Below are 19132 nucleotides of genomic sequence, written 5' to 3' on the forward strand. Positions count from 1 at the left end.
CGTGTCTGCTGCCAGGCGACAGAAGCCCCACGATCTATGGCGCGAGGCTTCTGTCTTGACGGATTAGCCGCACTCCTGGAGAGCGAGCAGGTTATTGCTCCAGTACCCGTCTGCCTGAGTCTGAAGGTACTTGCGTCCGCTGGGGCTCACGCGCACATGAACCCAAGCCACAACCCCGTTTTCCTTGGTGTAGAAACGGTGGGTGTTACCCTCGATGAATCCGACAACATTCGGGACGGTATCGCGCCACCGCCCGGAGCCATCAGGCTTCGGCCCACCAACATGAGTGATGTGCTCATGGGTGCTGTTGCGGTCAGGCTTGTTAATGCAATCAATACGATAGTCTGCCATTCTGGCGATCTTTCTCAGAAATATGACCTGCCCGAAGCGTCAGGTCATTGATTTTTGAAACAGGGCCAGCTAGTTTCGCGAGTGTTCAAGTCACGACTAGCGGGCTTCGGCCCTGGTCTTTGGAAACCGGTTGTTAGCGCAGCCGGTTTTCCATCCAAGTCACCTTCGGCGTCAGATACGGCCCCTCCGGCGGAAGCTCGTCAGGGTCGGCAGACTGAACGTCTAAGAACCGTGATCCGTCCTTGATCTCGGCAATACGCCCCTGATTTACGCCAAAAAATGCAGCGATGTCGTGATGGCGGTCGCCTCGGCGAATCATCCCCTTGATGAGGGCTGCGTCTGCTTCGGTGAGTGAGAGCCGGCTCGGCTCGGCGCGTGTATGCATATATTTTTCTCCATAAAGTTAAGTTGAGTCAGGTTTTTCGGCCTGACTATCCCTATATGGCAGACTCAAAATCAGTTTGCAAGCCGAAATCTGATAATTAAGCTCCGTAACTGGCTACAAAATGCGATCGTATTGACCGCGATCTGAATTTGTGGCACGTTGCTGGCATGGAAAAGATAGAAGAAGACCGCCTCTCTCCGTATCGATTGTCGGATGTGGCTGAAGTGTTTGCCGGTGTCGGTGTCTCCCGGGAGGAGACGATTGAGCGCCCTGGTGATAAGCTGCCGGTGATTGGCGTGCGTGATCTCCAAGACGGCGCCGTTTCCCCTATAGAGCGGTTGGATGCCGTCGGCTTCCATGACCGCAATCGCGCTGTCAGTTATGCGGTTCGGGAAGACGATGTCTTGGTCACGGGCCGAGGTACGTTGTTGAAATTCGGACTTGTCGGCAGCGAAACCGCAGGCGCTGTCGCCAGTGGCAACGTCATCGTTATAAGACCCAAGCCCCCCACCGTGGGGGGAGCCCTTTTTGCCATCCTTTCAAGTGACGTCTTCCGCCCAAAGATAGAAGTGCTGCGCAGAGGAGCGACGACGCTCTTGTCGCTGTCACCGAAAGACCTTGCAAAAATCGAGATCGATTTGCCGCCTGTCGATGAGCAGCAGCGAATTGCCGCTCTCGTCACAGACACCCAAACCGCTTATCGCACCGCCATAGACGCAGCAGAAATCCGTCGCGCTCTTGCCCGTCGTTTGATCGACGCGCGCCTCTTCGGCACCAACAAACAACTATGAGAAGAACTATGGCCAAACTTACGCTGGACGAGCTTTATAATCATTTGTGGCGATCCGCCGACATTCTTCGCGGATCGATCGACAGCTCGGACTACAAGATTTACATTTTCGGCTTTCTCTTCTTAAAGCGCCTCTCCGATCGCTTCGAGGAGGAAGCTCAGGAGTGCATCCGAAACGGTCTTAGCCCGGAAATTGCCTATAGCGACCCGGACGAGCATGAGTTCTTCCTACCCGAACGGGCGCGCTGGGCAGAATTGAAGAAGCTGACGACTGGCATCGGCGACCAGCTCAACAAGGCCTGCGCAGCAATCGAGGACTACAATCCGTCGATTGAGGGCGTGCTCGCCAATATCGACTTCAATTCAGAATCGCGCCTTGGCGATGCAAAGAACCGTGAAGGCGTGCTCGCACGACTGATCGATCATTTCTCACGCATTGACCTTTCGAACGCCTCCCTTTCCGAGCCGGACATGCTTGGGCGCGCCTATGAATATCTGATCGACAAGTTCGCCGATGACGCGGGCAAGAAGGGCGGCGAGTTTTACACGCCGCATCATGTTGTGCGCCTGATCGTCGAATTGCTTGATCCCAAGCCGGGTATGCGCATCAGTGACCCCACCTGTGGTTCGGGCGGCATGTTGATCGAAAGCGCGCGCCACATCGCCGACATCGAAGGCAAACGCTTGGGACAGCCGGTGAACGTGACGCTGCACGGACAGGAGAAGAACCTCGGCACTTGGGCCATCGCCAAGATGAACCTTCTCTTACACGGGCTTCGCGACGCTAGGATAGAAAAGGGCGACACCATCCGCAATCCGCGCCTTCTCGATGCCGACGGCAACCTGATCCTCTATGACCGCGTTATCGCCAATCCGCCTTTCTCACTCGATGGTTGGGGCGCGGACGACGTGTCCGGCGAGAACGAAAAGACAGGATTTAATCGCTTCATCTACGGCATTCCGCCGAAGAACATGGGCGACATGGCTTTCGTTCAACATATGGTGGCAACCCTCTCGTCCAAGGGTGTCTGCGGCGTGGTCATGCCGCATGGTGTGCTTTTTCGGGGCTCGGGCGATGGGCGCATCCGGGAAGGGTTGCTGAGAGCCAACCTATTGGAGGCGATCATCGGCCTACCGGAAAACCTATTTGCTGGCACCGGTATCCCTGCGACCGTTCTCATCCTTAACAAGGACAAGCCGAAGGCGCGTGAGGGCAAGGTGTTGTTCATTCACGCAGCGAAAGAATTCGAAGAGCGGGCCAAGAAGAATGCCTTGGGAGAGAGCAACATCACCCGCATCGTCGACGCCTTTCAGGCATGGGGCGATAAAGGGGCGTTTTACGAGAAGGCTAAGGGCGTCCAGGAACTGAACCATCGCAAAGCCATTTGCGAACCGACCAATCGGTTCTTTCGCGTCGTTGATTTGAAGGAAATCGAGGAGAATGACTTCAATCTCAACATCTCCCGTTACATCGATACGCTGGAGCCGGAAAAGCCGATTGATGTGAAAGTCGAGTTGGAAAAGCTATGGATTGCCGAAAAGGCGCGGGATGAGGCTGCAGCGCGTATGAATGCCCTTCTGAAGGAGATGGGCTATGCAGTCTAGTATCCCGCCAGGCTGGCAGGAACTTCGAATTGGGCAAATCGCCCGCGAAATCTCTCAAAGAAATCGCGATTCCGCTGACATTCCTGTTTTGAGTGTGACGAAGCATAACGGCTTTGTCCGGTCGAGCGAGTATTTCTCGCGGTCCGTCCATAGTGAGGACACTTCCAATTACAAAATCGTGAGGAAGGGGCAGTTTGCATATGCAACGATCCATCTTGATGAGGGGTCAATTGCATTGCTGAAGGATTTCGAGCATGGGCTGATTAGCCCAATGTATACGGTCTTTGAAGCCTCTTCGGCCCTCGTTTGTGGTGACTATCTGTTCCGCTGCCTGAAGCGGTTTGCGCTCTCCGGCCGATTTGATCCTTACAGCAATGGGGGAGTGAACCGGCGGAAGTCGATTTCATTCGGCGATCTGAAGGCATTTCGATTTGCGCTTCCCCCGCTCGCCGAGCAGCGCGCGATTGCCGAGGTCTTAGGCATAGTGGAAGACGCCATGACGGTGCGCGAAGCGTCGATCACCGCGATTGGCGAGGCCAAACGGGCGGTCATGCGCGAACTTCTTACGCGGGGCGTTCGTCGCGGCAAAGCACCCATGCAGCCTATTCCCACGCGCTGGGTACTGGGCCGCGTGGCCGAAGGCGTCATCCATATTCCGAGCGACTGGCAACTTGTGACCCTAACGAAAGTGGCCAAGCTCGAAAGCGGACACACGCCCGATCGAAAGGAGCCTTCATATTGGGATGGCTCGATTCCCTGGATTTCGTTGCAAGATGCTGGTGCGCTTGGAAAGCTGACTATTTCGGAGACAGCGGAAAAGATTGGGCCAAAAGGGTTGGCCAACTCATCGGCAAGAATGCTGCCTGCCGGAACTGTGGTTCTTCAGAGAACCGCAAATGTCGGCCTCGCGTCTGTAATGGGACGTGAGATGTGTACTAGCCAACACTTTGCGAACTGGATTTGCGGGGCGAAGCTCGATCCTTACTATTTGCAACAGGTATTCCGACATATGTCGCGTGAGTGGTCGCGACTGGTCGCGGGTAGCGTGCTGCCAGACATATACATGGGAACATTTAAATCACTTCAAATTCTTCTGCCGCCGCTACCCGAACAGAAAACGATCGGCGAAATCGGCGCTTCCTTTGATTTGCAAATTGAACATGAGCAAGACGTTCTCAGTGAATTAAGGAGAACTCATGCCGCACTTGCCCAAGAACTCCTCTCAGGTCGCCTTCGCCTGCCCGAAAGCATGATCGCAAGGCATCGCGAAAAGCCCGAGCGCGCGGCATGAGCGCGGCCACCGACAGACTGGAAATTGAATGGGTTGAGGAACCGGCAGCAGAGCTGTTGCGCGTCCTGTTCGACTATCGGTTCCTGACCGGTGACGACGTGCGCGAATTGCGCGGTGGTCTAACCACCGAGCCGGTGCTAACCAACCGGCTCGCCGAATGTCTCATCCGCCTTAATCCTTGGCTTGACAATGATGGGGTGCGCCGGGTGGTCACATCGATCACACGTATCGCCGCTGTTGACCTGATGGAGGCCAACGAGAAAGCCCACACCGCGCTCTCATACGGCGTGAATGCAGCTCATACAGAGAAAGAACGTCGACAAGACCGCACGGTGCGGTTCTTTGACTTCGACAACGTAACCGCCAATAGCTTCGAGTTTGCCCGACAGGTGACGATCAAAGGGCCGCGACAGGATATCGTCCCTGACATTATCGTTTATGTAAACGGCTTGCCGCTAGCCGTCATCGAATGCAAATCGCCGGCGCTGGCCGACCCAATCGGAGAAGCCATTCGCCAGTTTCGCCGATACGAAGGTCGGGACGAGTTTTCCGGACTCGGCGCGACGCGGTTGTTTGAAACCGCACAAATCTCGATCGCCCTTGCCCGTGACGTGGCAAAGTACGGCACCACCCAGACACCGACCAGACATTGGGCGGAATGGAAGGACGCCTATCCGCTGTCACTCGATACACTCGCCTCTCAGCTGGGGCGCACGCCAACCGGCCAAGACATTCTACTCGCTGGACTATTAAATCCTGTCAACCTGCTCGATCTTGTGCGAAATTTCGTGATCTTCGAGACGATCGACGGGCGACGCATCAAAAAGCTAGCGCGCTATCAGCAGTTCGTCGCTGTCGGCAAGGCCATCGACCGTATTCGATCCGCTCAGGACCCGAAGCGACGCGGTGGCGTGATCCACCACACCCAAGGCTCCGGAAAGTCGCTGACCATGGTGTTTCTAGCGACTAAGTTGCGTCGTTTGCCGGAGGCTGAAAATCCGACGCTGGTCATCGTCACCGATCGCACTGATCTCGATGATCAGATCTCCGCCCAGTTCAAGCGTTCGGGGTTCCCGAACCCCATTCAGGCAACCAGCGGAGAGACCTTGCGCGAAGCGCTCTCGGGTGGCGCGGGAACCACTGTGCTGACCACCGTCCACAAGTTCCACAGCGCTGTGCCGAAGCGGTCCTCGGTGATCTCCGAAGCTGAGAACGTGTTCGTTATGGTGGACGAAGCCCACCGGACTCAATATGGCGCGCTAGCCGCCCGGATGCGCGCCGGCCTGCCCAATGCCTGCATGCTCGCTTTCACCGGCACGCCCATCGACAAGAAGGACCGCAGTACCCGTGAGGTGTTCGGCGACTATCTGCACCGCTATCTGATCGACCAGGCCGTGAAAGACGGCGCGACGGTGCCGATCTTTTATGAGATGCGGGACGCCCGATTGCGGATCGAGGGACGGGACCTGGAAAGGGCTGTCCGTGAGGCATTTCCCGAACTGAGCGACGACGAATTCGCAAAACTCAAACGGGGTTCGCGGCTACAAGAGAAGCTGGCTGGCGCTCAGGTCCGTATTGACGCCATCGCAAACGATTTACTCGACCACTACCGCACCGTCATCGAGCCCAACGGCTTCAAGGCTCAGGTCGTGACGATCAGCCGCGACGTAGCGGTCAGCTATGTCGAGACGTTGCGTAAGCTCGGCGCGCCCGAGTGCGCGCTGATCATGTCCAACTCCAACAGCGATAGTGCGCGGCTGCAAGCGCATCACCTTTCGAAGCGGGATCGCGACGATCGAATCGCCCGGTTCAAGAGGCCCAATGATCCGCTCAAGATCCTGGTCGTCTGCGATATGCTGTTAACGGGCTTCGATGCACCGGTCGAGCAGGTGCTTTATCTCGACGCGCCCTTGCGCGAACACACGCTTTTACAAGCCATCGCCCGCGTGAATCGCACGGCGGACGGGAAGACATATGGCCTGGTCGTCGATTACTGGGGCGACAACCGCCGCATCAGCGCCGCGCTCGACCTGTTTTCAGAAGAAGATGGCGTGCTAAACGCGATGCGTTCGTTTAGCGATAAGGTGCAGTTGCTCGAAAGTCGTCACCGCGCGGCCATGCGCCTCTTTGAGGGCATCGATAGACAGGATGAGGAGGCCTGCCTCGCTCAGTTGGAGCAAGACGATGTGCGGGCCAAATTCGAACTCGACTTCCAGCGCTTCAGCGAGGCGATGGACATGATCCTGCCCAACCCGAAAGCGCTGGAGGAGCCCTACGCCTCTGATTTGAAGTGGCTGGCCCGCCTGCGCGCCGTCGCTGGTCGGCGGTACCGTGAAGAAAGATTCGATGCCAAGCCTTATGGCGCGAAAGTTGGCGAGATCGTCACACGTTATCTATCGAGCGACGGTGTGGAGCAATTGCTTGCGCCGCAAGATATTCTTGATCCCGCATTTAAGCAGCACCTTGATATGCTGACTTCCGCTGAGGCGAAAGCCGCGGAAATCGAGCATGCGATCCGGCATGAAATTCACGTTCACCGAGATGAAAACCCGACGGCCTACGCGTCTATTTGGGAGCAAGTCGAGCGGATCGTTAATGAGCGGCGCGAAGCAAGAGTCTCCGCCGCTAGTGCGCTTAGTCGCTTACAGGATATTGTCGACCGGGTGGCAACTGTTCGGGCTGGAACGACGTCTGCTAGCCATGGTTTGTCAGGAACGGCCGGCGCGATATTTCCTTTCATCGATGCGGCGCTTGACGGAAAGGCGAGCCCCGATGCCGCATCAGAATTGGCGGGAGCGCTCGAAGGCTATGCAACTGTCGTAGATTGGCAGTTGAAAGAGGATGTGCAGCGCCAGATGAGGCGCGGCATCAAAGAAAAATTGAGAGCACAGGGCTTGGACGCAGCAAGAGTCGAGTCGGTCACGGCTATGATCATGGATGTTGCCAGGGCGAGACTATCGAGATGACTTCGTCCGGTACGCAAATCCTCGACTTTGGCGGGGAACGCATCGTTTATGCGGTGGAACGGACGGCGCGACGCAAGACGGTCGCGATCTCGGTTGGCTATGATGGAGTGCGCGTTTTGGCTCCTTTTGACGTGAATGACACCGACATAACTGAATTGGTTCGGAAAAAAGGGCCTTGGGTACTAAAAAAGCAGGCCTTGTATCAGGAACTCGGGGGAAATCCGCCACTTAGGGAATTCATCAGTGGAGAGACCTATCACTATCTGGGGCGGCCTTATCGTCTGAAGGTCATCCCGGACACTAATACGCTTGTCACCAGGATAACGGCACGAGGGGCGTTGCTTATTGCCCCAGCGCCTTCGGACGTTGATCCTGCGATTCGCCGATCTTCTGTTCGAAGCGGCCTTCGTCTCTGGTACCGCGATAAAGCCAAGCTTCAGTTTCCCAAGCGGGCGAAGGTCATGGCCAACCTCCTTGGGTTACCTACACCAATTATTCAGATCGTGGACCAATCGAAGAGATGGGGTAGCTGCGACGCCCATGGCAGAATACGGCTGAATTGGCGGCTGGTCATGGCGCCCATGGCGTTAGTGGACTACGTAATCGCACATGAGTCCTGCCATATCTTGGAGCACAATCACTCGCACCGTTTTTGGCGTTCACTTGAGACAATTATGCCCGACTATGAATTGCGTGTACGTCAGCTCGATCGGAACGGGCATATGTACACCTGGTAAAGCTGGGACATTCAGTTCGGCTATTCCAGATAAGGACGATAACGGCTTAGGAACGTATTCTGGCGTGCTTGAACCTTCTTAGCGGGATAGGCCGTGAAAAGTCCGCTCACGCAAAGGCAAAGGCAAAAAATCAGTATCGGCAGATCTTCAATTCGGCTGCGACCGGTGAGAACGACTATAGGGAGCGTGCCGCCCACCGCAAGCAATGCGATAGCTATGTGAAATCTTCTTGTTACATTGTCCAACCGAGCAGCTGTTTTCCTAATTCTAATTTTCTTTGACAAAGATCTTCGCTCTGCCGACAATTTTTCGTTTTGGCGCGCGAGACTATACACACCGAACATTACTTTCTCATCATAGTTGTCGTAATTCATACCGCTGACCTCAGATATTTTTCTGCAATTTCCTCTGTAAACTCGCCATGCTGCTCGGCGAAATCGACCAGATATTGGATCAAGCGGGTCCGTTTTTCGTCGGAAACATGGCTGCCGTCCCGCAAAAGAAATCTGTCCACGCAACCCACTACAGCCCGCTGAAGATCGCTTTGCTCTGCGTTGTAGGGACTGCCATCTCCGGTAATCATCCAAGTGGGATTGACGTTGAATTTATCATGAAGGATGCGCAGCAAACGCGCCGGCATTTCACGTTGTCCACGCTCATAAGTCGTGTAAGCGCTTTGTGATATATCGAGCGCCTCCGCGAAGGGAATTTGGTTCAAGCCCGAGTCTTTTCGGATTCTTGCCAATCGTTTCCCCATTTCAACCAGGAATGCGGACTGCACTCAATTTCCCTCATTTGCGATATTTTTATTGCGATTGAATTCATTATATGATCCATTTTGGCTTGTGTCGAATTATCTCTATGGAGTTGGGCAGTTATGCAATCTCAGCTTTTATCACCCAAACAACTCGCTGACCGATCCGGATGGCCAGTTGCTCGCATTCGAAACCTGATCGCCAAGCAGGAAATCCGGCATGTACGGATTGGAGGAAGTCTGTTTCTGCCGGAAAACGCCGTGGATGAGTATCTTGCGGCGAATATGGTCGAGCCCAAGCAGAAGGCTTTGGCGCTTGCTTCCAGGGCGTGAGGAACGGCACATGAAGCAACAAGCTGAAGCGCTGGCCCCGCGCCCCATTTACAAGGTCGCAGTCAGCCGCGTCCGTGCGGCGGAACTTCTCGATGTCTCGACGGGCACCTTTGACGATTGGGTTCGCCGTGGCCTTATGCCGAAAGGCGTGAAGATCGGCGCACTGCGCCGTTGGGATGCGGAGGAAATCCGGGCGTCCTGGTACGACATTAAAGAACAGGGCTTGAGCGGAGACGAAGACGATGGCGAAAACCCGTTTGATCACGCGGTTGGGTAGCCAGCGCGTCCCCTTCAAGTATTGCTCGCGGGATATCGACCGGCACGGCAATGAGCGGTTCTATCTCCGCCTGCCAGGCATGCCGAAATATCGCATGACGTCCGCCTATCTGGACGAGGCCGGCAGCGTCACCCAGGCGTTTACCGAGGAATATCATCGCGTGCTGGCCGGCGATCGTGGTGAAAAGACGGTCCCGATTTCAAGACTGGAGCCCGGCTCCGTTCGCTGGCTGGTCGAGACCTACTACCAATCAAAGACTTTCCAGAGCTACTCGCCTGCCACGCAGAAGGACAAAAAGAGCGTTCTCAATCGCTACTGTGAGGTGGTGGGGAATTACCCCTTTAAGCAAATGCGCAAGAGCGACATAGAGAAGAGCCAGATGAAACGCCGTGATACTCCCGGCGCGGCCGACAAGCTGGTGAAGTACCTGAAGGCGCTCTTCAATTGGGCCATCAGCGCGGAGTTGGCGACATTCAATCCCACGAACGGCGTCACCAAAATCCATAAGTCTCCCGGTTTCCATACGTGGAGTGAAGCGGAAGTGGCGCGCTATCGCGCAGCCTATCCGCTCGGCTCCACAGCTCGGCTTGCAATGGAATTGATGCTGAATTTGGGCGTTAGACGCTCAGACCTTGTCAAACTCGGTTGGCGGAACCTGGTCGGAGATCGCATCGAATTCATGCCGCAGAAAGGGTCGAAAAAATACGCGCAGTCGATCAGCCTGCCCGTTACAGACGAGCTTCGCGAGGCCATGGATCAGATCACGCATGATCAGCCCACATTCCTCATCAACGAATATGGCAAGGCGTTCACCGGCGATGGCTTTGGCAACAAGATGCGCCAGTGGTGCAACGACACGGATTTGCCGAAATGCTCGGCGCACGGCCTGAGAAAGGCGTCTGCGACGATCCTCGCCGAGGCAGGTGCTACCGAACATCAGTTGATGGCGATCTTCGGCTGGTCTGATTCCAAGATGGCGCAGCACTACACGAAAGCCGCCCAATCCAAGCGCATCATTGATGCCGGTTTCGAGCGCCGCAAAACCTACGTGGCCCGCAATAATGTCCCACTTTCATCGAGCCGGAATTCCGGTGAGACAAATAGAGGAAAAAATGATGGAAAAACAAAGTCCGAAGAAAGAAATGGTGGGCCCGGAGGGACTCGAACCCCCAACCAAGCGGTTATGAGCCGCCGGCTCTAACCATTGAGCTACAGGCCCCTTTCGGAAAATCAGTCCGAAGCACCGGTTCGCAATGGCTCGAATCCGGTGGGTCACGCTCTAACGTAATTTTTTGAGCCCGACAAGCCAATGATGCTTTCGCAAAGCAGCGCCGCCGTATTAGCTACACAATCTAAGGCAATACCCTTCAAAGGGACTCAATCAACGAGGAAACACCATGAAGACAAAAACGGCTCGCCTTTTCGCACTCACCGCAATGACCGCAGCAGCCATGATGCCGCTCGCCGCCCAGGTTTCTGCGCAGGAGACCACCCCACGCGAAGCCACCATCAGTGTTTCCGGCGAAGGCCAGGCGGCCATCGCGCCCGATATGGCCATCCTCTCCTTCAGTGTCGTCAAGCAGGCGGAAACCGCCGCGGCAGCGCTGACGGAAAACTCCAAGGCGCTTGCCGATGTCCTGAAGGCGCTGAAAGAAGCCGCCATCGAGGACCGCGACCTGCAGACCAGCAACTTTTCGGTGCAACCGCTCTATAAGCACTATGAACCCAAGGACGGCGTCTATGTCGCGCCCGAGATCACCGGCTATCAGGTGTCCAACGGCCTGACCGTGCGGGTGCGCGACCTTAAAAAGCTCGGCGCGATCCTCGATACCTCCGTCAAGCTCGGCATCAACCAGGGCGGCGACATCACCTTCACCAATGACAAGCCGGAAGCGACGGTGACCGAGGCCCGCAAGCAGGCCGTCGCCGATGCTCTCGCCAAGGCGAAGACGCTGACGGAAGCGGCGGGCGTGAAGCTTGGCCGCGTCATTCAGATCAGCGAGAACTCGCAGCGCCCGATGCCGGTACCGGCGGGCATGATGCGTGCTTCGATGATGAAGGAAGCCGACAGCGTGCCGATCGCTTCGGGCGAGAACAGCTACAGCGTGGTGGTCAACGTCACTTTCGCTCTCGAGCAGTAAGATCGGCGGCGGGCGGCACTCCTGTGCCGCTCTTCGCCATCCGAAGTTTGGCCATTGGCATGATACAAAACGAAATGCCCCTCGCCTGCCTTTTTGGACAAGCGAGGGGCATTTTTTAATCGTTCCGCCGGACGGGGGTATCAGCAGATCGATAAGGCTATACGCCGTTAGCGCCGGATCACCGGGCAACCGCGCTCATTGGCGAAAACGATGCGATCACGGCCGCGACGGTCGAAGCCTGCCACCACGACACGGCGCGGCGACACATCAACCACGCGGGCGCGGCGAAGACCCATGCGGCCTGCCTTTTCTTCCGCAAGCCAGGGCGAGCAGCCACGGCGCGGGCGATCCGGACGACCCCAGCCGGGGCGATGGCCATAACCATCCTGAACCTGAACCCTGAACTGAACGTCCGAGCCTGCGGAAGCCGCTGGCGCAGTAACGGAAATTCCACCGAGGGCGATGAGGGCAGCCAGGCCGGCTTTTGCGAAGGTGCTGAACATGAACTCACTCCGTTTGTTTCTTTGCCTACAGGGGAACATCCCCCGGCGATTGACGAGACCCTAGACCCGCCCGCCTGAATATTAACAGAACCGAATGTTCAGCAGGCGTTCAGGGTGCTTAACGCGAAGCATGGCGCTCTGGATCCGTATCTCAGGACGAGATATGCAGCACGATTTCGCGGCGATGCGGCTGGTCACGATGTTCAAAAAGATAAAGGCCCTGCCAGGTGCCGAGCACGAGCCTGCCGTCGCTGATCGGTACGCCAATGGAAACCGTGGTGAGCGCTGATTTGATATGGGCGGGCATATCGTCGGGACCTTCGAGCGTATGGATGATCCAGCGCATGGAGGGATCGTCGGAAGGCGGGACGAGGCGGGAGAAAAACGCCGTGAGATCGCGCCGCACATCGGGATCGGCATTTTCCTGAATGAGCAGCGAGCAGGATGTGTGCCGGACGAAGATCGTCAGCAAGCCTTCTTCCACGCCGGCGTGGCTGACGAACGCCTTGGCCTCGGATGTGAATTCATAAAGTCCCTGCCCCCGGGTGGCGACGATGATTTTTCTCTGCGGCACATTTTTTCCTTCACTGAGCTGGAACAAAATCGGCGATACCAACGTTTCAGCATGTCAATTTGTATCCGATGACGTAAGGGATACGACAATAGCGTGACGACGGCCCATAAAGCAGAACGGAACACCGGTGTCACAGTTGCAAAAAACGGGGAAGGGTTGGCACTGTCAGAATGAATTATCCAGGCTTACCCTTTTCTTTACGAACACAATGGTCCTCGTCCAAGACAGACACAGGGTGCGAAAGACTGATTCATGGCACCCAGTGATTATCATGTCGATCTGACCAATTGCGACCGCGAACCCATCCACATCCCAGGCTATATTCAACCGCATGGCTGCCTCATCGCCTGCGATAACGCCATGCGCATGGTGCTGCGGCATTCTGAAAACTGCCGCGAAATGCTGGGCGTCGAAGGCGACATCAACGGCAAAACCGCCGAGGAGGTGCTCGGCAAAAAACTTGTCCACGATCTCCGCAATGCGCTCACCGTCACCGGCAGAACCACGCGTCCCGCCATGCTGCCCGCCGTGGAAATGAGCGACGGTCGCGGCTTCGACATTTCGCTCCACCGCTACAAATCCACCACGATCATCGAATTCGAACCCTCCCGCAACGAGACGCAGCCGCTCGGCACCGCGCGCAAGATGGTGGACCGCATCCGCGAAGCGGACAGCGTCGAAAGCCTGATCTCCAGAACGACGCGGCTGATAAAGGCGACGCTCGGCTATGACCGGGTGATGATCTACCGCTTCGAGGAGGATGGCGCAGGCAAGGTCTTGTCGGAAGCGAAGCAGCCGGAGCTGGAAAGCTTTCTCGGGCAATATTTCCCCGCCAGCGACATTCCGCAGCAGGCCCGCGCGCTTTATCTCAAAAATACGCTGCGCATTATCTCGGATGCCAGCGGCGCCCGTGTTCCCGTCCTGCCGGTTGTCGATGCCTCCGGCGAGCCGCTCGATATGTCCTTCGCGCATCTGCGCAGCGTCTCGCCCATCCATTGCGAATATCTTCGCAACATGGGTGTTGCGGCTTCCATGTCGATTTCGGTGATTGTCGACGGTGCGCTATGGGGCCTGATCGCCTGCCACCATTATTCTCCGCGCGTGCTGACGATGCCAGTCCGGATCGCCGCTGAAATGTTCGGAGAGTTTTTCTCCATGCATTTGCAGGTTCTAAAGCAGAAGCGCAGGCTCGATACCGTCAACCATGCCCATGCCGCTCTTGACCGCTTCCTTCAGCTTGCCGCCCATCACGCCAACATTGAAGAACTGCTGGTCGACAGCTTTCAGGATTTTGCCGATCTGATGCCCTGCGACGGCGTTGGGCTCTGGGTCGATAACAACTGGCACGGCCATGGCGCAACGCCGCCGCATAATGCCATTCCAAGGCTGGCGCGTTTTGTCGCTTCGGCTTCGGAAGGCAAGGTCTGGGCGACGCATGCGCTATCGCAGGCCATACCGGAGGCGGAAATCTATGCCGGCACGGCAGCTGGAATGCTCGCCATTCCGCTGTCGCAGGTGAAAAACGACTATCTGCTGTTTTTCCGCAAGGAGATCGTGCAAAATCTGAACTGGGCCGGCAATCCTGAAAAATCCTATGAGACCGGCCCGATGGGCGACCGCCTTACCCCGCGCAAGAGCTTTGCGATCTGGAAAGAGACGGTCCGCTTGCAGGCGCAGCCCTGGTCGGAAGCCGACCGGGAGATCGCGGAAGCGGCGAGAATTGCGCTGGTCGAGGTCGCATTCCATCACAGCGAGCTGATGGCGGGCGAGAGGGAACGCGCGGAAGTGCGTCAGCGCATGCTGAACGAGGAGCTCAACCACCGCGTCAAGAATGTTCTGGCCATCATCAAATCGCTGGTCGGCAATCCCTCGCAGGAGGGCAAGACCTTGCAGGAATATGTGACCGCCCTGAAGGGCCGCATTCAGGCATTGTCCTTTGCCCATGACCAGATCATTCGCGGCGAAGGCGGCGGCGCGCTGCGCGACCTGCTGGAGGCCGAACTGTCGCCGCATCGCTCTCCGGAAACGACGGTGAAGCTTGAAGGCCCCCAGGTCACACTCGATTCCCGCGCTTTCTCGGTGATGGCGTTGGTGCTGCACGAACTTGCGACGAATGCCGCCAAATACGGCGCGCTTTCGCAAAATGGCGGGCAATTGCATGTGCGCTGGGACATCAACGAGAACCGCGATTGCGAGATCGAGTGGCGTGAAATCCTGCCGACCAAACTGCCGACGCCATCGCGCGCCGGTTTCGGTACGGCACTCATCAGCCGCAGTATTCCTTATGACCTCGGTGGGCGCAGCACCATGCGCTATCTGCCGGATGGGCTGGAGGCGGAAATTTTCCTGCCCTCCCGTCACGTCTCGTCGGCCACGGCAAGTACCGACACGCGAACCGAACTTGAAATTGCGCCGCAGCCCAGACGCTATAACCGGGAGGAGCCATTGAAAGTCTTACTCGTCGAAGACCAGATGCTGATCGCCATGGATGTCGAGAACATGCTGGAAGATAATGGCATCAAGGCAATCGAAACCGCGACCTCGTCGGCCATGGCACTTGAAAAGCTGAAAAGCTATGTGCCTGACGTCGCCATTCTCGACATCAATCTCGGCTCCGATACCTCGATCCCCGTCGCCCGCGAACTTCACCGCCGTGGCATTCCGTTCATGTTCGCCACCGGTTATGCGGATGGCAGCATGGTGCCGGATGAATTCGGCGCCGTCCCGGTGATCCGCAAGCCCTATGACGAGGATGCGCTGATGGCGGGGATCGGGGTATTGGTGGGGGATCCGGAGCGGGTTTGAGCGATCAGAGATAGGGGCAAGATTGTTTTTACTCGGGTGGGCGCGTCCGGTGGCGCCTGGGAATTACTTCTACCGTCCGGTGAACCCTCGTTTCGCTGCTTCAGCCGGCGTAATGACATCCCCTATCTTAATTCTAAAGGCAGTCACCGCGTAGTTGTCGACGTCCACCTCACATTGAAACGTGACATCGCGCCAGCTGTCGTCGACGTTGAATGCACCGCCGGTAGCGTCAAGCAAATTGCCAGTTATGCGTCCACCCGTGTCGGAAAAAGCGTACATGCCGCGAGTATCAGCATAAACCTCCCTTATTTGCGCCAGCGCTTCGGCTTGGCAAAGTTGCACGATACGACGACGTGGAGGAAGGTCCCCGAACATCTGCCGTCTCTGCGCCGGCGTCAGCAGAGACGATGACAGCAGGCTCTTAGCCGCAGGAAGTTTCGCAGGCTTGTTTTCCTTTGCATCGGAGGGCTTTTCCTCAGACGGTTTCGCCTGCGGCACAGGCGGTTGCTCAAGGGGGGGCTCCTCGCTCGTCGGCGAAACCGCGATCTCCCCCTGTTCGGCGGAAGCCTTGAGATCGCTGTTGGCGGCAACAGGCGCGGGCTTTTCCTCAGCCGTTTTCTCCGGCTGGCTAGCTGGTTCCGCTGTGGCGTCGCTCTTTTCCGCGTCTTCCGTCTTGCCGGGCTTGTCTTCGGGGTCTGCCCGCATCTCCTCCGGCCGCATGGAGATGGACGGCAATGTCGCCTGCGGCTGCGGAACAGGTTTCACCTCTTCTTTTGGCGGTGCGGGTGGCGGTGGCGAAGGTTGCGGTTTCTCCTCTTTCGCCGCCGCAGCCGGCGGAGGGGCCTCTTCCGCCTTTTTTTCCTCGGGCGGCGGCACGAGTTCGACGCTGACGCTCTCCGGCTCCTGCGGTTCGGCTATCCGCTCCGGCAATTCAAAAAAGAACAGTGCGACAACGGCCAGATGCAGCAGCACGGAGATGGGCACTGCCCATCCCTTCCCTTTCCACCTGCTTGCCGAAACCTGTTGCATCAATCGAACCAAATCGAAACCGAGCATTTCCGGCAAAGCGGAAAGCGATATGTTTCACACATAGGGCTTGTCGCAGAGTTCGCCAGTGCGGGAAACAAAAAACCCGGCCAGAGGTGACTGACCGGGTTCAATTTTAAAAGAAATAAACAGCTTAGCTGTCGAGGAAGCTCCGGAGCTTTCGCGAACGGCTCGGATGCTTCAGCTTGCGCAGCGCCTTCGCCTCGATCTGGCGGATACGTTCGCGCGTCACCGAGAACTGCTGGCCGACTTCTTCCAACGTATGGTCGGTGTTCATGCCGATGCCGAAACGCATGCGCAGAACACGTTCTTCACGCGGCGTCAGCGAAGCGAGAACGCGGGTGGTCGTCTCGCGCAGGTTCGCCTGAATGGCGGCGTCGATCGGCAGCAGCGCATTCTTATCCTCGATGAAGTCACCGAGATGCGAATCTTCTTCGTCACCCACGGGGGTTTCGAGCGAAATCGGCTCCTTGGCAATCTTCAGAACCTTGCGCACCTTTTCAAGCGGCATGGCGAGCTTCTCGGCCAGCTCTTCCGGGGTCGGTTCGCGGCCGATCTCGTGCAGCATCTGGCGCGACGTGCGAACGATCTTGTTGATCGTTTCGATCATATGCACCGGAATACGGATCGTGCGGGCCTGGTCGGCAATCGAACGGGTGATCGCCTGCCTGATCCACCAGGTCGCATAGGTCGAGAACTTGTAACCACGGCGATATTCGAACTTATCAACCGCCTTCATCAGGCCGATATTGCCTTCCTGAATGAGATCGAGGAACTGCAGACCGCGATTGGTGTATTTCTTCGCAATCGAGATCACCAGACGCAGGTTGGCCTCGACCATCTCCTTCTTGGCGATCCGCGCTTCGCGCTCGCCCTTCTGCACCATCGAAACGATGCGGCGGAATTCGGCGATGGAAATGCCGGTTTCCGTGGAGAGGTTCTGGATTTCCTGACGGATTTCCCGGATCGTGTTGCTTTCCTCGCGAGCGAATTCCTTCCAGCCGCGGGCGGCCAGATTGGCAATCGACTTCATCCAGTTCGGATCGAGTTCCGCACCGTGATACTGCTCAAGGAAGCTGTCACGCTTGACGCCATAGGATTCGGCAAGGCGCAGCAGCCGGCCTTCATTCTGCATCAGGCGCTTGGAAATATCGTAGAGCTGCTCGACAAGGCTGTCGATACGGTTCTGGTTCAGCGACAGCGACTTGACGGCCGTGATCAGCTGATCCTTCAGTTCCTTGTACCGACGCTCCTGGCCGGAAGACAGGGTGCCGGTGCAGGCGAGACGCGCTTCCACCTGCTGATCCTGAAGCTTGCGCAGCTTCTTGTAGGTGTCGGCGATGGTGTCGAGCGTTTCCATGACCTGCGGGCGCAGTTCGGCTTCCATCGCGGCAAGCGAAAGATTGGACTCGTCGTCGTCCTCTTCTTCCTCTTCTGGCGGAAGGCCGTCACCACCCACATCCGTCACGTCATCGTCACCGGAAGGTGCACGCAGCTTGCGGGTCTTTTCCTTCTCTTCGGCGGCCTTGCGGTCGGCCTCGATCTTTTCCGGACTCTGGAACTGGGGAGCCGCCTTGGCTTCCGGACCGGAATAGGTGGTTTCGAGATCGATGATCTCACGCAGCAGCGTCGTACCTTCGTTGAGTTCGTCGCGCCAGATAATCAGCGCCTGAAACGTCAGCGGGCTTTCGCACAGGCCGGAAATCATAGTTTCACGGCCGGCCTCGATGCGCTTGGCAATGGCGATTTCGCCTTCGCGCGACAGAAGCTCGACGGAACCCATCTCACGCAGATACATGCGCACGGGGTCGTCAGTGCGGTCGGTCGGTTCTTTCTTCTTTGCGGTCGCAAGCGCGGTGCCGCCGGAAGGAGCGAGTTCGCCGCCCTCGGATTCCTCACCATCGGAATCGCCGTCGTCGTCACTGCCGGCAGCTTCCTCGGCGTCCTCGTCCTCGATGACGTTGATGCCCATGTCGGACAGCATCGCCATCGTGTCCTCGATCTGCTCGGAGGTCACCTCTTCGGACGGCAGGACGGAATTCAACTCGTCCATCGTTACATAGCCGCGCTTCTTGGCGGCCTTGATCATTTTCTTGACCGCGTCATCCGAAAGGTCGAGAAGCGGGCCGTCCGTCGCACCGTCGCGTTCGTTTTCTGCTTCTTCGTTTTCTTTGACTTTGGTTGCCATCTATCTCGTCGCTTTCCCTGACGCTAACACCTGTTCCGCAGCATCGCCGTCCGCCCCTTGAGCATCCAGCGTTTGCCGCGAATCACTGTCAGACACCTAACGGAGTGATCTTTAATTGCCGATTAACCACGGCAGCCTCAGGCAGAATGCAAAGACAGTGCACCCGGAAATGCTTGCTCATGCAATTTCTATCCGCCAAGGCTCATTCCACTTTACTATTCATGAAATGGTGATTCCCGCTATTTCCCGCCCCGTCAAGCCTTTAAGGGCGAGACAGCCAAGGAAATTCTTAAAAAGAGCCGCATTTTGCGGGTTATCACCAGACTAACCCCTATTTAGGACGCCTGCCGCAAAAGGCAACCCCACCCGCCTTTCAATTCTTGGC

The 19132-nt window shown here is 57.0% G+C and carries 15 protein-coding genes, 1 tRNA gene and 2 pseudogenes; 10 read left to right on the forward strand and 8 right to left on the reverse strand.

From position 1 onward, the window contains the following. Positions 1-63 precede the first annotated feature (63 nt). Together PL599_RS04985 and PL599_RS04990 are read right to left on the reverse strand one after the other, a co-directional pair. Entirely contained in the window at positions 64-351 is a 288-nt protein-coding gene (locus PL599_RS04985; RefSeq protein WP_269823690.1) for a DUF3892 domain-containing protein, read from the reverse strand. Positions 352-484: 133 nt separating this feature from the next. Next, positions 485-736, reverse strand: a complete 252-nt coding sequence (locus tag PL599_RS04990; RefSeq protein WP_269823780.1) for a hypothetical protein — start codon at positions 734-736, stop codon at positions 485-487. 167 nt (positions 737-903) lie between these two features. On the opposite strand from PL599_RS04990, the gene PL599_RS04995 reads away from it, so the two are divergent. The 5 genes and pseudogenes from PL599_RS04995 to PL599_RS05015 all read left to right on the forward strand — a co-directional run bounded on the left by PL599_RS04995 (position 904) and on the right by PL599_RS05015 (position 8125). Then, the gene (locus PL599_RS04995; RefSeq protein ID WP_269823691.1) at positions 904-1527 is read left to right on the forward strand and encodes a restriction endonuclease subunit S; all 624 of its coding nucleotides are present in this window, start codon (positions 904-906) and stop codon (positions 1525-1527) included. Positions 1528-1535: 8 nt separating this feature from the next. After that, positions 1536-3131, forward strand: a complete 1596-nt coding sequence (locus tag PL599_RS05000) for a type I restriction-modification system subunit M (protein WP_269823692.1) — start codon at positions 1536-1538, stop codon at positions 3129-3131. Further along, positions 3121-4305: pseudogene (locus PL599_RS05005) on the forward strand (restriction endonuclease subunit S); the annotation flags it as partial. The gene PL599_RS05000 and the pseudogene PL599_RS05005, both read left to right, overlap by 11 nt. Before the next feature lie 113 nt (positions 4306-4418). Further along, positions 4419-7388 carry a type I restriction endonuclease subunit R gene (locus tag PL599_RS05010; protein ID WP_271358926.1) on the forward strand — a complete coding sequence of 990 codons (2970 nt, stop codon included), beginning with the start codon at positions 4419-4421 and terminating at the stop codon, positions 7386-7388. Further along, complete coding sequence (locus tag PL599_RS05015) at positions 7385-8125, forward strand: M48 family metallopeptidase (protein ID WP_269823695.1); 741 nt, start codon at positions 7385-7387, stop codon at positions 8123-8125. Before PL599_RS05010 ends, PL599_RS05015 begins: the two co-directional genes overlap by 4 nt. A gap of 370 nt (positions 8126-8495) precedes the next feature. On the opposite strand, the gene PL599_RS05020 is transcribed toward PL599_RS05015, so the two are convergent. After that, the gene (locus tag PL599_RS05020; protein ID WP_269823696.1) at positions 8496-8906 is read right to left on the reverse strand and encodes a helix-turn-helix domain-containing protein; all 411 of its coding nucleotides are present in this window, start codon (positions 8904-8906) and stop codon (positions 8496-8498) included. Positions 8907-9002: 96 nt separating this feature from the next. Between PL599_RS05020 and PL599_RS05025 the strand changes: the two genes are divergently transcribed. The 3 genes and pseudogenes from PL599_RS05025 to PL599_RS22830 form a co-directional block, all read left to right on the forward strand. Further along, positions 9003-9212, forward strand: a complete 210-nt coding sequence (locus tag PL599_RS05025; RefSeq protein ID WP_269823697.1) for a helix-turn-helix domain-containing protein — start codon at positions 9003-9005, stop codon at positions 9210-9212. A 10-nt stretch (positions 9213-9222) separates the two neighbouring features. Beyond that, a complete protein-coding gene (locus PL599_RS05030; RefSeq protein WP_044458832.1) occupies positions 9223-9489 on the forward strand; it encodes a helix-turn-helix transcriptional regulator in 267 nt (88 codons plus the stop codon). A gap of 601 nt (positions 9490-10090) precedes the next feature. Further along, a pseudogene (locus PL599_RS22830) lies at positions 10091-10432 on the forward strand (tyrosine-type recombinase/integrase); the annotation flags it as partial. Positions 10433-10632: 200 nt separating this feature from the next. Here PL599_RS22830 and PL599_RS05040 read toward each other — a convergent pair. After that, a tRNA-Ile gene (locus PL599_RS05040) sits at positions 10633-10708 on the reverse strand. Between the two features lie 178 nt (positions 10709-10886). Between PL599_RS05040 and PL599_RS05045 the strand changes: the two genes are divergently transcribed. Then, positions 10887-11630 carry an SIMPL domain-containing protein gene (locus tag PL599_RS05045; protein WP_077983093.1) on the forward strand — a complete coding sequence of 248 codons (744 nt, stop codon included), beginning with the start codon at positions 10887-10889 and terminating at the stop codon, positions 11628-11630. A gap of 167 nt (positions 11631-11797) precedes the next feature. Here the strand turns inward: PL599_RS05045 and PL599_RS05050 are convergent, their stop codons facing one another. Together PL599_RS05050 and PL599_RS05055 are read right to left on the reverse strand one after the other, a co-directional pair. Next, entirely contained in the window at positions 11798-12133 is a 336-nt protein-coding gene (locus PL599_RS05050; protein ID WP_137410730.1) for a hypothetical protein, read from the reverse strand. A gap of 151 nt (positions 12134-12284) precedes the next feature. Continuing rightward, positions 12285-12707, reverse strand: coding sequence for a secondary thiamine-phosphate synthase enzyme YjbQ (locus tag PL599_RS05055; RefSeq protein ID WP_142911705.1), 423 nt, complete (start codon positions 12705-12707; stop codon positions 12285-12287). 252 nt (positions 12708-12959) lie between these two features. Between PL599_RS05055 and PL599_RS05060 the strand changes: the two genes are divergently transcribed. Then, a complete protein-coding gene (locus PL599_RS05060; RefSeq protein WP_269823747.1) occupies positions 12960-15512 on the forward strand; it encodes an HWE histidine kinase domain-containing protein in 2553 nt (850 codons plus the stop codon). 69 nt (positions 15513-15581) lie between these two features. On the opposite strand, the gene PL599_RS05065 is transcribed toward PL599_RS05060, so the two are convergent. Together PL599_RS05065 and rpoD are read right to left on the reverse strand one after the other, a co-directional pair. Further along, positions 15582-16496: a DUF930 domain-containing protein gene (locus PL599_RS05065; protein WP_269823776.1), complete on the reverse strand. Its 915-nt coding sequence runs from the start codon at positions 16494-16496 to the stop codon at positions 15582-15584. Positions 16497-16692: 196 nt separating this feature from the next. Then, positions 16693-18747 (reverse strand): RNA polymerase sigma factor RpoD, encoded by a 2055-nt coding sequence (rpoD, locus tag PL599_RS05070; protein ID WP_077983090.1) that lies wholly within the window; start codon positions 18745-18747, stop codon positions 16693-16695. Between the last annotated feature and the right edge of the window lie 385 nt (positions 18748-19132).

The organism is Agrobacterium sp. ST15.16.055, from assembly GCF_027956555.1.
Classification (GTDB): domain Bacteria; phylum Pseudomonadota; class Alphaproteobacteria; order Rhizobiales; family Rhizobiaceae; genus Agrobacterium; species Agrobacterium salinitolerans.

Excerpts from the sequence above, each read along its gene's own strand:
- PL599_RS04985 (WP_269823690.1), bottom strand. The coding sequence starts at position 351 with ATGGCAGACTATCGTATTGATTGCATTAACAAGCCTGACCGCAACAGC.
- PL599_RS04990 (WP_269823780.1), bottom strand. The coding sequence starts at position 736 with ATGCATACACGCGCCGAGCCGAGCCGGCTCTCACTCACCGAAGCAGAC.
- PL599_RS04995 (WP_269823691.1), top strand. The coding sequence starts at position 904 with ATGGAAAAGATAGAAGAAGACCGCCTCTCTCCGTATCGATTGTCGGAT.
- PL599_RS05000 (WP_269823692.1), top strand. The coding sequence starts at position 1,536 with ATGGCCAAACTTACGCTGGACGAGCTTTATAATCATTTGTGGCGATCC.
- PL599_RS05010 (WP_271358926.1), top strand. The coding sequence starts at position 4,419 with ATGAGCGCGGCCACCGACAGACTGGAAATTGAATGGGTTGAGGAACCG.
- PL599_RS05015 (WP_269823695.1), top strand. The coding sequence starts at position 7,385 with ATGACTTCGTCCGGTACGCAAATCCTCGACTTTGGCGGGGAACGCATC.
- PL599_RS05025 (WP_269823697.1), top strand. The coding sequence starts at position 9,003 with ATGCAATCTCAGCTTTTATCACCCAAACAACTCGCTGACCGATCCGGA.
- PL599_RS05030 (WP_044458832.1), top strand. The coding sequence starts at position 9,223 with ATGAAGCAACAAGCTGAAGCGCTGGCCCCGCGCCCCATTTACAAGGTC.
- PL599_RS05045 (WP_077983093.1), top strand. The coding sequence starts at position 10,887 with ATGAAGACAAAAACGGCTCGCCTTTTCGCACTCACCGCAATGACCGCA.
- PL599_RS05050 (WP_137410730.1), bottom strand. The coding sequence starts at position 12,133 with ATGTTCAGCACCTTCGCAAAAGCCGGCCTGGCTGCCCTCATCGCCCTC.
- PL599_RS05060 (WP_269823747.1), top strand. The coding sequence starts at position 12,960 with ATGGCACCCAGTGATTATCATGTCGATCTGACCAATTGCGACCGCGAA.
- rpoD (WP_077983090.1), bottom strand. The coding sequence starts at position 18,747 with ATGGCAACCAAAGTCAAAGAAAACGAAGAAGCAGAAAACGAACGCGAC.